Origin of the sequence: Solibacillus isronensis (assembly GCF_900168685.1) — a bacterium.
GTDB classification, from domain to species: domain Bacteria; phylum Bacillota; class Bacilli; order Bacillales_A; family Planococcaceae; genus Solibacillus; species Solibacillus isronensis_A.
Genome location: NZ_FVZN01000011.1, coordinates 1 through 14,006, shown reverse-complemented (window position 1 = coordinate 14,006; position 14,006 = coordinate 1). Strand labels below are relative to the sequence as shown.

The following is a 14,006-nucleotide window of genomic DNA, read 5'->3' as shown; positions in this document are numbered from 1 at the left end:
TTTCGTTATTTTTATATTGCCATTTCTTGAACGTCTAATTTAGGTGCGCGTTTACGCTGAGATATTAAGCCGGAAAGGACCGTCATGAAAAATACGCTGGCAACAGTTACGATAATACAAGGCACTAAATATTCGCGGTTCATCGAAAGCAGGATATCTGTACGGAACCAGTTTTGGAATGGGATACCGCAGCCAAGCAGAACAGCAAAGAATAACATTTTTACTCCGACAGGCTTACCTTTCATCTTTTTGATCATCCCATTAATAAAGAGACGCAGCATAGCTAACCCTAATCCGACAAAAGAGAACATGACCAAATACATCTTGCTGGACTCATCTAAAATAAACGCTTTTCCAATCATAAAAGCAATAATGGCTAGTGAAGCAGCTAAAATAATTTTGGATTTTTTACTCATATATAATTCCTCCTGAAAAGTATTGAACAACTTGTTGATTACTGTATTTAGTTTAAAATGAATCGGTATATGAAGCAATCAACAGAATATTTCAAGGTGTTGAGTGGAGAGTTGAAAAAATGTTTCTATCTTAAGGGAGGAAAGGGTTTCTCGTTTGCATGCTATTTTAAAATAAGTTTTGTATAGGGGAGATGGGGAAAAGGTACTTACGAATAATTTAATGGAGGGATGCAAATGTTTTTTGATGAGCCGAAACAGAAAATTGATGTTGCCTATACGAAACAGGAATTGCTAGAAAAACTCCAGGAATTACGTAGACCGGACAATGAATTGGAAGGTACACATATTTACCTTTTAACAAAGGATGTAGATGAATTTCACTCCATCGCACGTGATCAGCAAGTGTCGCTTATTACAACAAATGGTGTCCGCAGTATATTAAAAACAGCATTGACGAAAGAATCGCCAATTGAAGAGAAAATTCGCCGCCTCGGTTTACCGGAAAACAAGCGGCTTGAATACGAAAAAATCATTGAAGATGGCGGGAAACTGCTGATAACAGGTACCGACCCATTTGATGAAGAAGATTGGACAGGCCATACACTCGATGATTGGATTACAAACCGTTCCAATCCATCGAACCTCATTAATAAAGAGGTAATGGATGAACGTCCTGTACCATTTGAGCCTGAAAAAAAGTATGAAGCATTACCGAATACAAGTGTTGCAGGAGATTTTGGCCGCAGCAGTGATGTGGACGATCCGGATATTATTCCGTTAAAAGACGATCAACGTATTGTTCGCGACCCGAATACAAAGGAAATAGGGATTTACCAAGCTCCGCATGAAAAGCAAAATTAAAAGGAAAGTCAGACTGTTCTTTAAGGGCGGTTTGGCTTTTTTATGTGGGGGGTGGCGCAATTTATTAGAACAATGGAGTGGGTTATTAGAAGAAGTGGGGGTGTTATTAGAAAGTCTAGGGAGTTTATTAGAAAATCGGCGGTCTCCTTGGCAAGAAGTCTGTAGTTTTTCCCGCATCAGGGGCAGGGGAAGAAGGGCATCGGGTTTTATTAGAACAATGGAGCGGATTATTAGAACAACGGCGGCCGATATTAGATAATGCGTCGAGGATATTAGAACAAAGCGGGGACTTATTTGAACATCTTCGTAATATATTAGAAAACCGGCTGTTTATTAGAACAAATAAAAATATATTAGAACATTTCAAAGTTTATTAGAAAACGCACCAAGCCAAACTGCCAACGGAAAATAGAAAAACAGATTTTTAAAGGGAATTTCGTCTTTTTATAGAATATTTTGTATGGATGTGAAAGGGGATAAGGACATGGACAAAGTAGTAGCTTCTGTACAACAGGCGATTCAGGCAATAGACGATGGAGCTGTATTATTAGTGGGGGGATTCGGGTTATGCGGTATTCCGGAAAATCTAATTCAAGCTGTAAAAGATAAAGGAACAAAAAATCTGACGGTTGTCAGCAATAACTGCGGCGTCGATGATTTCGGGCTCGGTGTTTTATTGCAAGACAAGCAGATCACAAAAGTCATCGCTTCATATGTAGGGGAAAATAAAACATTCGAACAGCAATTCTTAAATGGCGAGCTAGAAGTTGAATTAACACCACAAGGCACATTAGCAGAACGCATTCGTGCTGGCGGTGCGGGCATACCGGGATTTTATACGGCAACAGGTGTTGGTACGCCAATCGCTGAGGGGAAAGAGACAAAGGAGTTCGACGGCAAAACATACTTGCTTGAACGTGCGATTACAGGGGATTTTGCGCTTGTGAAAGCATGGAAAGCCGATCGCTCCGGAAATCTCGTTTTCCGTAAAACATCGCGTAATTTTAACCCGCTTTGTGCGACAGCAGGTAAAGTGACGATTGTCGAAGTGGAGCAGCTTGTCGAAACAGGCGAACTGGATCCGGACGAAATTCATCTGCCAGGCATTTATGTGCAGCATATTGTCCATAGCGAGTCTTTTGAAAAACGCATTGAACGCCGCACTGTAAGGGAGGAAGCATAATGGATGCACGCATGAAAATTATCCGACGCGCAGTGAAGGAAATACAGGATGGAACATATGTAAATTTAGGTATCGGCATGCCAACTCTAATCGCCAATGAAATTCCTGAGCATTATAATGTGATGCTGCAGTCGGAAAACGGACTGCTCGGAATTGGGCCGTACCCAACAGAAACAGAAGTCGATGCAGATCTGATCAATGCCGGGAAGGAAACGGTCACAGCAAAAGTAGGTGCGACATTTTTTGATAGTGCGGAAAGCTTTGCGATGATTCGCGGCGGGCATATTGATTTGGCGATTCTCGGTGGAATGGAAGTCTCGGAAGAGGGGGACTTGGCCAACTGGATGATTCCCGGAAAAGTAGTAAAAGGGATGGGCGGGGCAATGGACTTAGTTGTCGGCGTAAAAAAGGTCATCGTCATTATGGAACATACGAACAAATATGGTGAGTCGAAAGTTAAACGAGAATGCTCATTGCCGTTGACAGGCAAAAATGTCGTTCATCGGTTAATTACCGATTTGGCGGTCTTTAATTTTCAAGATGGCAAAATGCAGCTAGTGGAACTTCAGGATGGAGTGACACTAGAGGAAGTGCAGGAAAAAACAGAGGCTATGTTTGATGTGAAACTGTAAGTATAATGCGCAAAAAGCAGCTGAGCTTTTTGTGCATTTTTTAATTTCCCTACAACAGCTAAGTGACTTTTACTCTATAAAAACTGTAAACAACAGAGAAATAATGAGTAAATAAATATACACCATTAATGGAAAATTAAAACAAACGTTCTACCTCGGATGCAAGTAAATTGATAGATTCCCTCTATATACGATTATAGAATTGATGGATATTCTTAAAGTATAAATTATTATTTTAATAATTTTGAAAATTAAAGTGATGGAGGGGTCTTATGAAAAAGAAAGCGTTAGCACTATCCTTAACTGGCATTTTGGCACTGGGAGCTGTGGCACCAGCTTCATTAACTGCCTATGCTGTCGGTGAAGGTCCGAACTATGGTGGAAATGAATCGATTCAAACGTCAATCCTATATACTTACGATGAAATGGTAGATTATCTTAAAAAGCAAGACGCAAAACAGGATGCTATGCAGCTTGAAGTGATCGGTCAAACTGTAAAAAAACGAGATATTTACTTGGCAAAATATATTACAAATCCAAACAACCCAACAATCCTATTTTTGACGCAACAGCACGGTAATGAACAATTAACTACAGAAGGCGCATTGGAGTTTATCAAGCATCTTGGCACAGGTAAAACAAAGGGCGTTCTTGATAAGGTCAATATTCTTATTGTGCCTATGTTGAATGCAGATGGTGCGATGGGAGATGTTGACTTTTCTCTAGATGATTATATCGCTGACGGAGGACGTAATTTAACACGATACAATGCAGTAGGGGCAGACTTAAATCGTGATCATGTTGATAAAGTGCACCCGGAAACACAGGCTCTTCATAAAAATGTCTTACAAAAATATGATATTGACTACATGATTGACCTGCATCACCAAGGTACTCAAGCAAGACGAGACGGGAAATTAGTGTCAGGATCTATGCTTTATCCTACGAATGGTAATGTGAAACCGGAAGTATTAGAGAAATCGAAGAAATTGGGAGCTGTTGTATTTAATGCTGTTGATTCTACTGGGTGGGGTCATTTAGCGAAATATAATGGCGGCAATGGTGAGAATATCGGCCGTAATGGCGCCGCAGTTCAATATGATATTGCTACACTTCTATTTGAAATGCGCGGAATGTCCGATCACTTCAATGAATCGGCAGTTATTGGTCAAAAAAGTAATGGTTATTTAATCAAACAAACGATTACAACACTTGATGCTGCGGTTCAAGCAATAGCAGATCGTTCAATTGAAACTGCAGATATCAGTTTCTGGGATACATTGGATACACAAAAATAAAGTAAAAAACAATGTGCAAAAAAGGAGCAAGAGAGTCTACTTATGGACATCTCTTGCTCCTTTGCTATGTTCAATTAATCTGCTTAGTTCATTAATTTAGCATCAAGTGATAATGGAGAACGGTCAGCAAATATGAAATAAATACCTAGTGCTACGTAAACCACTTCTAGTTCATATCCAGCGTAAGTACCGTCACCAAATAATCCAAGTGAAAGTTTTGCTGTGAAGATTGCACCAATCATAATCACTGCAAATATTGCACCAATTATCCGAGTACCAAGTCCAAGGATCAATAATAAACCACCAACTAATTCGATGATTGCCACTACAAATGCAAGACCACTCATTAAACCAAGTGATTCGAAGTAACCTGCTGTATTCTCGATTCCTCCTTGAAACTTAACAAATCCATGGTAAAAGAACATAAAACCAAACACCACTCGAACAAGTAATGATGCCCATTGTTGTTTTGTCATAATAAACTCCTCCTAATAACTTTTTGTAAATTGCTTATTAAAAGTAAGTATAAGAATAAAAATAAAGTGATCTACAATAAAGTAGGTCACACCCTCTTTGATTACTTTTCGTAACCTAGTTTAATAAAGTAATCTATATATTTCAATGATTTAAGTGTAAATAAAAGCAAAGTAAACACTTTCGATAGAAATAAATGTTTTTTGGGGAGAAATTCGGTTGCTTATTTATTTTACCTGAAAAATTGAATACCTGTTTATGGCAATTATTATTAAGTTTTTAGTCGGCAGTACTATTTTTAAGTTTTTAAAGAGTAAGAGTTCAAATAGAAATTGAGGGATATTAATTGTAAAAGAAAATGAAGCGCAATCCACACATGTGCATTGCACATCAATTACATCCATTTAGTGTAGGAACGAGTATGACAATGAGGGGAGGACATCATATCATTTATGCCGAATATTTAATAAACTCAAACTTTAAAAAGGCAGGTGTTTTATGGTTAATCCTATCTTAAAACAGGTTGGCACAATCTTTATTCCGGTAAGTAATATTGAAAACGCGAGGGATTGGTACTGCGAGATTTTAGGGGTGAAAGCAGAGGGTGAAATTCAGTTTGGTCATCTTTATGTTCTGCCTATGGAAGGTACAGGAATTGTGTTAGATAGCAAAATTTATTCAGAGGACAGTGTATTTAAAATACCGGCGTTCCACCTAAATACGGAAAACATCCAAGAGGCATTTCATTTTATGAGGAACAAGGGCGTTGAGTTGATTACAGATATTGAAAATAACCACTATTTTAATTTCAAAGATCCGGATGGGAATATTTTAATGATTTGCCAATGTTAATGGGAGTTGTTGAGAAAAAAGCAAAAGAACTCCACCGCCTAGAATATAGGTGTGAAGTACTTTTGCTTTTACCCTTACTTCGGATACGTCTGACACACACGGCCAATTTGTCCGTCAGCTAAGCGTACTTTAATGCCGTGGGGATGGGAGCTGCTGTTTGTCAGTAAGTCTTTTACGATTCCGCGTGTTGTTTTGCCTGTACGCTGGTCTTGTTTCAGTACGATATCCACTTCCAAGCCTGGATAGACATCGCTTCGGTTTTTGCCGTTCATAGTAAAACGTCCTCTCATTCATAAGTTTCTCTAGTATAGCACGAAACCGAGGAGGACCCGACGTTACAGCCTATTTCGGCAAATGCTTCAAGAAATTCGCAGATGCAAAACCACGCACGTCCTGTTCACTGTAATGCTTTAACAGCTCATTAATAAGATTTTGATGCATTCCAGAATGTTCAAGGTGGGGAATCTTCGCATCGATTCCATCAAAATCGGATCCAAGACCAATCAAATGCTTCCCGCCAAGCGAGCAAATATAGTCAATATGACGAATCAAGTCCGTCATGCTTGCTGTGTTTGTACCGTTGATAAATTCAGGATAGTACACTACATGAATCAGCGCATTTTTTTCAATCATCGCTTTAATTTGTACATCGTTCAAATTGCGCTCATGGTTGCAAACAGCCATGGCATTTGAATGAGAAGCAATTACATAATCGGCATGCTGGATGACATCCCAAAAGCTTCGTTCATGCAGGTGGGTGACATCGGTGAACAGCCGGTGCTCATTATTTAACTTAATGATTTCTTTACCAAACGGTGTGACGCCAATCTGTGATGTACTATGTAAACCGTCTGCAGCTTCGTTAGAGTAATTCCATGTAAGCCCGATCGACAACACGCCTAGCTCTCGGAATTGATGCCAAAAATCAATATCGCCTCCGAAAAAATCGACGCCTTCAATCGTTAAAAAAGCGCCAGTTTGTCCCGGCTGAAGTTTCTCAAAATCTGTCCACTTTTTAATATGCACAACTTGTTCACTTAGCACTTCCTTCTGAAAGTGTGCAATTTGTTTGAAAGCAGCGGCCCGTTTTTCCTCCAATGTTAACGTTGGATAAACATAAATCGCAAACGCCTGTGCCATTACATTTCCTGCAAGCAGTTTATCTGCATTTACATCAAGCAGACCATCATTAAACCGATGGCCGTCCTGCTGCATGCGCCATAATGCATCACAATGTAAATCAATTACTGGAAAACTCATTAAAGAACCCCCTCCATTTTGGTGAAAAAAGGTGAATGACCGCAATCATCCACCTCATTTTAATTTTAGTTTTTATGCATGATGTAGCCCTGCAAAAATACCGCCTTTTGCGACAAGCTCTTCATATGTGCCTTGCTCTTCAATTCCATTTGGTGTGACAACGAAAATATAATCCGCATCACGAATTGTCGCTAAACGGTGTGCAATGATCAACGTCGTACGGTTTTTCGCCAAATCATTCAATGACTGCTGGATAATCCGTTCAGTAGCTGTATCAAGGGCAGAAGTTGCCTCGTCCAATATTAAAATTGGCGGGTTTTTTAGGAACATGCGCGCAATCGCAAGGCGCTGCTTTTGACCGCCCGATAATTTCAGACCACGTTCACCGATTTCCGTTTCGAACCCATCTGGTAAATTCTCGATAAATTCTAGCAAGTTTGCCTGCTCGGCTGCTGCTTTAATATCCTCGAAGCTCGCGCCTAATTTACCATATTCGATATTTTCACGAATAGTACCTGTAAATAAAAATACATCCTGCTGTACTGTTCCGATTTGTTTACGCAGCGAATGCTGTGTTAAATCGCGGATATCGTGCCCGTCGATTGTAATCGCACCGCCCGTAATATCATAAAAGCGGGGGATGAGCGCACTGATCGTCGTTTTCCCTGAACCCGATGGACCGACAAAGGCAACCGTTTTTCCTGCTTCTACTTTAAATGATAGGTTGTTCAGTACTTGCTTGCTGTCCGCATATTTGAAGTCGACATTTTTAAATTCAATATCGCCATTTAAATGATCAACATCAATCGCATTTGGACGGTCGACAATCGTTGGTTCCTGGTCAATCAGATCGCAGAAACGTTTAAAGCCTGCCATTCCTTTTGGATACATTTCAAGCAATGCACTGATTTTATCGATTGGTCTAATTAATACATTCGTAAATAAAATAAAGCTCGCGAACTCCCCGGCTGAAAGGTCGTCGTTAAATGAAAGCCATGCCCCGACGACAAGAACAAGTAACGTCAGTAAACGAGTTAAAATATAAATGCTTGAATGTGTGCCGGCCATTACTTTGTATGCGTAAATTTTCGCTTTACGGAATAAGGCATTCTGATCTTTGAAGCGGTTCGTTTCGAATTCTTCATTTGTAAATGATTTCACGACGCGAATACCTGAGAAGCTGTCTTCCACACGGCCATTGACGTTTGCGATTTCAGTGTACATAACGCTCCAGCCTTTTTTCATTCGTCTATTGCTCCAATACATGACCGCAATCAGAAACGGAACGAAAATCAGGATAATCGTCGCAAGGGTCGCGTTAATATTGAACATAATCGTAAACGCCCCGATGAATGTCATCATTGCGATGAACAAATCTTCCGGACCATGATGCGCAAACTCCCCGATATCGAATAAGTCATTCGTAATACGACTCATTAAATGACCTGTTTTCATATTATCGAAAAACGTATAAGGCTGGCGCTGCACATGATTGAACAGCTGCTGGCGCATATCGGTTTCAATATTGACCCCAAGCTTATGCCCCAAATAGTTGACGACAAAGTTCATGCCTGTACTTAAAATATACGTCAGTAAAAGAAGCGCACTGATTTTCGTAATCATGCCCCAGTCGTTCGTCGGGAGCAGATCATCGATAAACCATTGCACAGCCATCGGGAACAGCAATTCCAAGACGGCCACAAATACCGCACACGAGAAATCGATAATGAACAATCGCTTATGCGGCTTATAATACGTAAAAAATCTTGCTAGCATTTCTAGTCCTTTCTGTTAAACAACTCAAAACTGAGTGCAACCGGTTGTAATAGTAGTGAAAATGATTCTTACTGGGATTATAACATTTTTTGGGAGCTTTTCGAGAGGCGAAATAGTGGGGGATGGAGAAAATTGAAATTTAATCTCGTTGAAGGATTTGGAGACAAGATTATGAAAGTGAGATTTTATTTATAAGGCATGTTAGTTATGATAAGAAAAAAGAAATGGTACACTAAAAGAAAGCAAAGAAGCGAAGGTGTACGTATGAATTTTTACATTGTAATGCAAGGGCGTACATACGATGAGGCGAAGGAAAAGCAGGTCGTATGGTGCTCAATTTTAGACAATAGTGGACAAACACCACATTCTTGGGAGCGAATGAAGGAAATAAAGAAGGGCGATGCGATTTTTCACTGTGTGAAAGGGGAAATTGTTGCCATCAGTACCGCGCAGGAAGATTGCGGGGAAGGGGTAAATCCTTTTGATCAATCAGGCGTAGTGGGACATCTATTTCCGGCAGTTTATGAGGAGCTTCACTTTCCAATTTCGATAAAAGAACATTTTGATGAAATCCAGCCACTGCTCCCAGTCAAATATTCACCATTCCAACATAATGGTGACGGCAATCAAGGCTTTTTATATCCATGTAATGAAATGCTTGCAATCAAGCTGCTGGAGCTTATGAGTGATGCGAATATTTATGAGGAAAATGAAAAACAGCTGGAATTTGCTATGGGGCTCATTGCGCAAAAAGAACGCAATACATTGGCCCCTGTATTAATTGAAACAGAAGCGGAAGCAAAGGTGAAAATCCGTAAAGGTCAGCAAAAATTTAGAAAGCAACTGATGCCGCTATGGGACAATCAATGTGCACTATGCGGCATTTCTTTACCTGGTTTATTACGCGCCAGCCATTCAAAACCGTGGAAAGACGCAACAAATGATGAGCGACTTGATCCATACAACGGTATTCTGCTTTGTCATAACCATGATGCACTATATGACCAAGGCTATATCGCATTTGATGGAACAGGAAAAATTCATATTTCCTCTGAAATTGACCAGATGGATTATGTGAAATACGGCATTCATGAGAAAATGCGCGTTGCCAGAGTGGAAGAGAATAAGAAGTATTTTAAGTGGCATAAGCGGGAGATATTTAGAGGTAAAGGATAATCAATAGAAAAAGCAAGGTGTGACCAAAACTTGGGCTACACCTTGCTTTATTTTATTCCTCTACTAAATAGTGGTAGATGTCGTATTGGATTGGTTGTTCCAGTACCATTTCCATTGTAACGACAGGATAATATTTTCCTTTATCCAAAATTCTTTCAGGCTTTGCAGTGCTTGGGTTTACAGCACATCGACCAAGGTAATAGAAATCTTTACCTTCACCATTGTCTTTTTTTACAAACAGGTAAACGTTTGTCCCGTTTTCAACAGAGTGAATAAGAATTTGCATTTCCTTTGATTTATCGATATATCGATTTTTTGTTGAACACCATTTAAATGTATCGTCTGATAAAAATTCATCCATATAGTTTGTTTCAAGATCGTTTTCATCATTTTTATGATAATTTACGAAAATAGGGAAATCTCCATTTTTCGGACGACCACCATTTAATGTTCCTTCCTCGTTCTTTTCCCAGTCTAGTAAGCGACATACTTCACGGCGAGAGTATTTTTCGTATAGTTTAAATGGTTCGTGATTATTGAATTGTTTGTTTTTCATAAAGGCACATTCAAGTAAATCAACGAAGTACTGTTTGAAATTTTCATCTCGAAGTGATAGTTGCAATTCCTCATTAAACATATAGTATGAATTTGATTTAATAATTAACGGTTTATTTCCGAATTTTTTATTGTCAGCCTCTACGAAAAAGTTTAAAGAAAACACATTTTCAATGCCTTCAATTGTACCTTTATGAATATAAGCATTATGAGCTTGCAATGCTGCAAGATAGCTTTTTTCTGAAATAGATTCTTCTTCTAAAAGAAGCTGTAATAATAAAATTTCATGAATTCTTTTCCCTGATAAAAAGTCCTTCCCTATTAATGCGAGGACAGATTTTTCATAATCGGTAATTGAGGAGATATTTTCTTTCATTTTCAATAAAAACTCATAATAGGTAGGAGTGTAGCTAATAATGACTTCGGGATCTAACGAATTTTGTTCAATAAAATCCTTAAGCATCGGAATACGTCCAATCCGATTTTTAAGCTCAGAATAGCTATCCTTTAACATTTTTAATGTCGATAAATTAGCGTTATTTATCGCTTCAAAAATTTGCTTCTTCGCGATTTCCTCAAAATTAATTGTTGAAACCCCTTGAATATAATCCGTGTTTACTGTGTTGCGGCGAACATTATCTTTGTTCATCGACTTATCACCAGATAGGGCAATCGGAATTAAATAGTTATTTTTGTAGTTGCCGATAAAATCAATGATCGTTACATATTCTTTTACATCATGCTTCCGTAATCCACGACCAAGCTGCTGAATGAAGATGATGCTAGATTGTGTCTGGCGAAGCATTACAATTTGGTTAATGAAAGGAATATCGATACCTTCGTTAAAAATATCTACTGTTAAAATATATTCCAGCTCACCATTTTCTAATTTAGCAATGGCTTCTTCGCGTTCTTCTTGAGAGTGATCTCCGGTCAATGCAGTCGTTTTATATCCGCGCATATTCAGGAGGTTGGATAGGGTACGAGCTTCTTCCTTTGTACTGCAAAACATTAATCCACGAACGCGATCCCCAGAAAATCCGTAATAAGAAATTTTTTCAATAATATGGTCAATTCGTTCACGATGAACTAACTTTTGTAAATCTGCTGTTTCATCGATGAGCTCACCATCAAGCTCATAATCCGTCACACCAAAATAGTGGAAGGGGCAGAGCATTTCTTCTTCTAATGCTGCTTGAAGACGTATTTCATACGCCACATTATAGTCAAATAGTTCATAGATATTGAAATTATCTGTACGTTCCGGTGTAGCCGTCATCCCTAATAGGAATTGGGGTTTAAAGTAATTCATAATTTTTAAATACGATTCCGCACCTGCTCGGTGAACTTCATCAATTAAAATGTAGTCAAAATGATCTTTAGCAAACTGTTGTAAATAAGGGTCACGTGAAATAGTCTGGACCGTTGCAAATAAATAACGTGCATTTAGATCCTTTGAATTTCCTGATAAAATCCCATAATCTTGAGGGTCACCTAATAAAATATTGCGAAAATCTTGCATCGCTTTCTTCAAAATTTGTTCGCGGTGCACGACGAAGAGCATGCGTTTTGGTGCAGCATTTCGAACGTCAAACGCAGATAAATAGGTTTTACCTGTCCCAGTTGCTGAAATAATGAGACCACGGTTTGCACCACTTTGACGAAGGAGCTTTAACTGTTCAAGCGCGGCTGTTTGCATTTTATTAGGCTGTATTTTTAAACTTTCTTTTAATGGATTCGTTATATATAAAGGAGGAGAGGCTACTTTATTATTAAATTCTGGCTTCTCATAATTGATTTGATATTGCGCGATCCATTCGTCATTTAATGGCATCGCACTGTTCCATTGCTGTTCAAATTGATTTTTGAAATGGTGAATAACTTCACCATTTTCAAGAGATGTTAAATAAACATTCCATTCAAAATTTGCCTTCAATGCACTATCCGTTAAGTTAGAGCTCCCAACTATCAATGAATAATGTTGGTCATGCTCGAAAATATAGCCTTTTGAGTGAAAGCCTTTTACATCAGTAACGCGAACTTCTACATTCGTTAATTTGAGTAGCTCTCTAAACATTTTTGGTTGGTTAAAGCTTAAAAAAGTAGAGGTCAAAATGCGTCCGCGAATGCCTTTTCTCTCAAGGTCATATAGCATTGTTTTGATTGTCGCCAATCCGCCTTCAGTAATAAATGCCACAGAAAAGGTGAATGTTTTACATGTTTTCATTTCTTGTAAAAGTGATGAAAGGACATTTTCATGTGCTTTATTGGATAATAATTTCGGTTTAAATTGTGATGAGGCGGCCTTTGATTGATTGATAAACCCTTTATGTAAAGAGGCTTCAAGTTTTTTAATTAACTGTTCCATAAAAGCACCACCTTTAATTATTTTAATAATTTTTCAACTGCGGGAATATCTGCTGGGGCAAAGTCTAGTTCATTGAGTGATGTACGTTTTACCCACTTCGTATTAGAGTGCTCTAAAGCAACTGGTGTTCCATTCACAATTTTCGCCATATATGTTTCAAGACGAACGATAAACGTACCGTAATCATATGTTGTATCTTCCACTTTTTCACCTACAGCAATTTCACAAGTGAATTCTTCTAAAATTTCACGTTTTAACGCTTGTTGCGGTGTCTCATCTTTTTCAATCTTTCCACCTGGAAACTCCCAATAGTTTGGTAATGACATTTGAGGGCTACGTTGTGCACAGTAAATTTCCTGTTTATCGTTTTCGATAATAGCTCCAACTACATGTACTTGTTTTTTCATATTACATCCATCCTATCTAATTATCCTCTCTATAATATAGCCGATCAGGGAAGAATTTGCCGCCAATTAAATTTTTCATCTCAAATGAATCCCTAATCCTCCTTTTTTGATTTATTACTTTCCCTTCAACCAAGTGCTGTATTCAAAATGATAGAATTCACTTTCCTCCTTATGATGAATGTTTTAGAGCTAAGAACTTATTTATTAACTAAAATTAGCTGATGAAGAAACGGATTAAGTGAGTTTCAACAGATGATTTCAAATTATTTTATGGATACATATAATAGGAAGAAAATAGAGGTAAATAAAAAAGATGAAAAAAGTTTTTTAAAACTGTTGACGTTTAATAGAAATGGATGTATAGTTATACAAGTCGCCGGGAGTTACCGCGACAAACGAAACAAAATGAACCTTGAAAACTGAACAAGCAACGTTAATGAAACAAGCTTCTTAAATGAAGCAAACAATAGATTTCAACTTCTAACGAAGTTGGATCGCTAGCAAAGCAAATGAGCTTTCAAACTACTTTTATGGAGAGTTTGATCCTGGCTCAGGACGAACGCTGGCGGCGTGCCTAATACATGCAAGTCGAGCGGAAATTTTATTGGTGCTTGCACCTTTAAAATTTTAGCGGCGGACGGGTGAGTAACACGTGGGTAACCTACCTTATAGATTGGGATAACTCCGGGAAACCGGGGCTAATACCGAATAATACTTTTTAACACATGTTTTGAAGTTGAAAGACGGT

Annotated in this window: 14 protein-coding genes and 1 rRNA gene; 8 read left to right on the top strand and 7 right to left on the bottom strand. The window is 38.5% G+C overall.

The genetic code is table 11. From position 1 onward, the window contains the following. Positions 1–11: 11 nt before the first annotated feature. Positions 12–416: an MFS transporter permease gene (locus tag B5473_RS04095; RefSeq protein WP_079523797.1), complete on the bottom strand. Its 405-nt coding sequence runs from the start codon at positions 414–416 to the stop codon at positions 12–14. Between the two features lie 234 nt (positions 417–650). Between B5473_RS04095 and B5473_RS04090 the strand changes: the two genes are divergently transcribed. From B5473_RS04090 to B5473_RS04070, 5 genes are all read left to right on the top strand, one after another. Then, positions 651–1,277, top strand: a complete 627-nt coding sequence (locus B5473_RS04090; protein ID WP_079523796.1) for a general stress protein — start codon at positions 651–653, stop codon at positions 1,275–1,277. Then, positions 1,261–1,536, top strand: coding sequence for a hypothetical protein (locus B5473_RS04085; RefSeq protein ID WP_079523795.1), 276 nt, complete (start codon positions 1,261–1,263; stop codon positions 1,534–1,536). Before B5473_RS04090 ends, B5473_RS04085 begins: the two co-directional genes overlap by 17 nt. Positions 1,537–1,761: 225 nt before the next feature. Then, a complete protein-coding gene (locus tag B5473_RS04080) occupies positions 1,762–2,460 on the top strand; it encodes a CoA transferase subunit A (protein WP_079523794.1) in 699 nt (232 codons plus the stop codon). Next, on the top strand, positions 2,460–3,092 hold the full coding sequence (locus B5473_RS04075) for a 3-oxoacid CoA-transferase subunit B (protein ID WP_079523793.1): 633 nt from the start codon (positions 2,460–2,462) through the stop codon (positions 3,090–3,092). The genes B5473_RS04080 and B5473_RS04075 overlap by 1 nt, the downstream gene beginning before the upstream one ends. Before the next feature lie 272 nt (positions 3,093–3,364). Next, positions 3,365–4,390 carry a M14 family zinc carboxypeptidase gene (locus tag B5473_RS04070; RefSeq protein WP_079523792.1) on the top strand — a complete coding sequence of 342 codons (1,026 nt, stop codon included), beginning with the start codon at positions 3,365–3,367 and terminating at the stop codon, positions 4,388–4,390. Between the two features lie 83 nt (positions 4,391–4,473). Here the strand turns inward: B5473_RS04070 and B5473_RS04065 are convergent, their stop codons facing one another. Then, positions 4,474–4,866 carry a DoxX family protein gene (locus B5473_RS04065; protein WP_079523791.1) on the bottom strand — a complete coding sequence of 131 codons (393 nt, stop codon included), beginning with the start codon at positions 4,864–4,866 and terminating at the stop codon, positions 4,474–4,476. Between the two features lie 496 nt (positions 4,867–5,362). Between B5473_RS04065 and B5473_RS04060 the strand changes: the two genes are divergently transcribed. Next, complete coding sequence (locus B5473_RS04060) at positions 5,363–5,716, top strand: VOC family protein (protein WP_079523790.1); 354 nt, start codon at positions 5,363–5,365, stop codon at positions 5,714–5,716. A 74-nt stretch (positions 5,717–5,790) separates the two neighbouring features. Here the strand turns inward: B5473_RS04060 and B5473_RS04055 are convergent, their stop codons facing one another. From B5473_RS04055 to B5473_RS04045, 3 genes are all read right to left on the bottom strand, one after another. After that, entirely contained in the window at positions 5,791–5,988 is a 198-nt protein-coding gene (locus B5473_RS04055) for a YwbE family protein (RefSeq protein ID WP_079523789.1), read from the bottom strand. Between the two features lie 70 nt (positions 5,989–6,058). Further along, positions 6,059–6,976, bottom strand: coding sequence for a dipeptidase (locus B5473_RS04050; protein WP_079523788.1), 918 nt, complete (start codon positions 6,974–6,976; stop codon positions 6,059–6,061). A gap of 72 nt (positions 6,977–7,048) precedes the next feature. Beyond that, the gene (locus tag B5473_RS04045; protein WP_079523787.1) at positions 7,049–8,752 is read right to left on the bottom strand and encodes an ABC transporter ATP-binding protein; all 1,704 of its coding nucleotides are present in this window, start codon (positions 8,750–8,752) and stop codon (positions 7,049–7,051) included. A gap of 264 nt (positions 8,753–9,016) precedes the next feature. Here B5473_RS04045 and B5473_RS04040 point away from each other — a divergent pair, with 264 nt between their 5' ends. Then, positions 9,017–9,928: an HNH endonuclease gene (locus B5473_RS04040; protein ID WP_079523786.1), complete on the top strand. Its 912-nt coding sequence runs from the start codon at positions 9,017–9,019 to the stop codon at positions 9,926–9,928. A gap of 52 nt (positions 9,929–9,980) precedes the next feature. On the opposite strand, the gene B5473_RS04035 is transcribed toward B5473_RS04040, so the two are convergent. Together B5473_RS04035 and B5473_RS04030 are read right to left on the bottom strand one after the other, a co-directional pair. Further along, complete coding sequence (locus tag B5473_RS04035; protein ID WP_079523785.1) at positions 9,981–12,851, bottom strand: DUF3427 domain-containing protein; 2,871 nt, start codon at positions 12,849–12,851, stop codon at positions 9,981–9,983. Between the two features lie 17 nt (positions 12,852–12,868). After that, positions 12,869–13,258 carry a (deoxy)nucleoside triphosphate pyrophosphohydrolase gene (locus B5473_RS04030; RefSeq protein WP_008409031.1) on the bottom strand — a complete coding sequence of 130 codons (390 nt, stop codon included), beginning with the start codon at positions 13,256–13,258 and terminating at the stop codon, positions 12,869–12,871. A gap of 527 nt (positions 13,259–13,785) precedes the next feature. Between B5473_RS04030 and B5473_RS04025 the strand changes: the two genes are divergently transcribed. Next, positions 13,786–14,006 (top strand): 16S ribosomal RNA (locus tag B5473_RS04025); the annotation flags it as partial.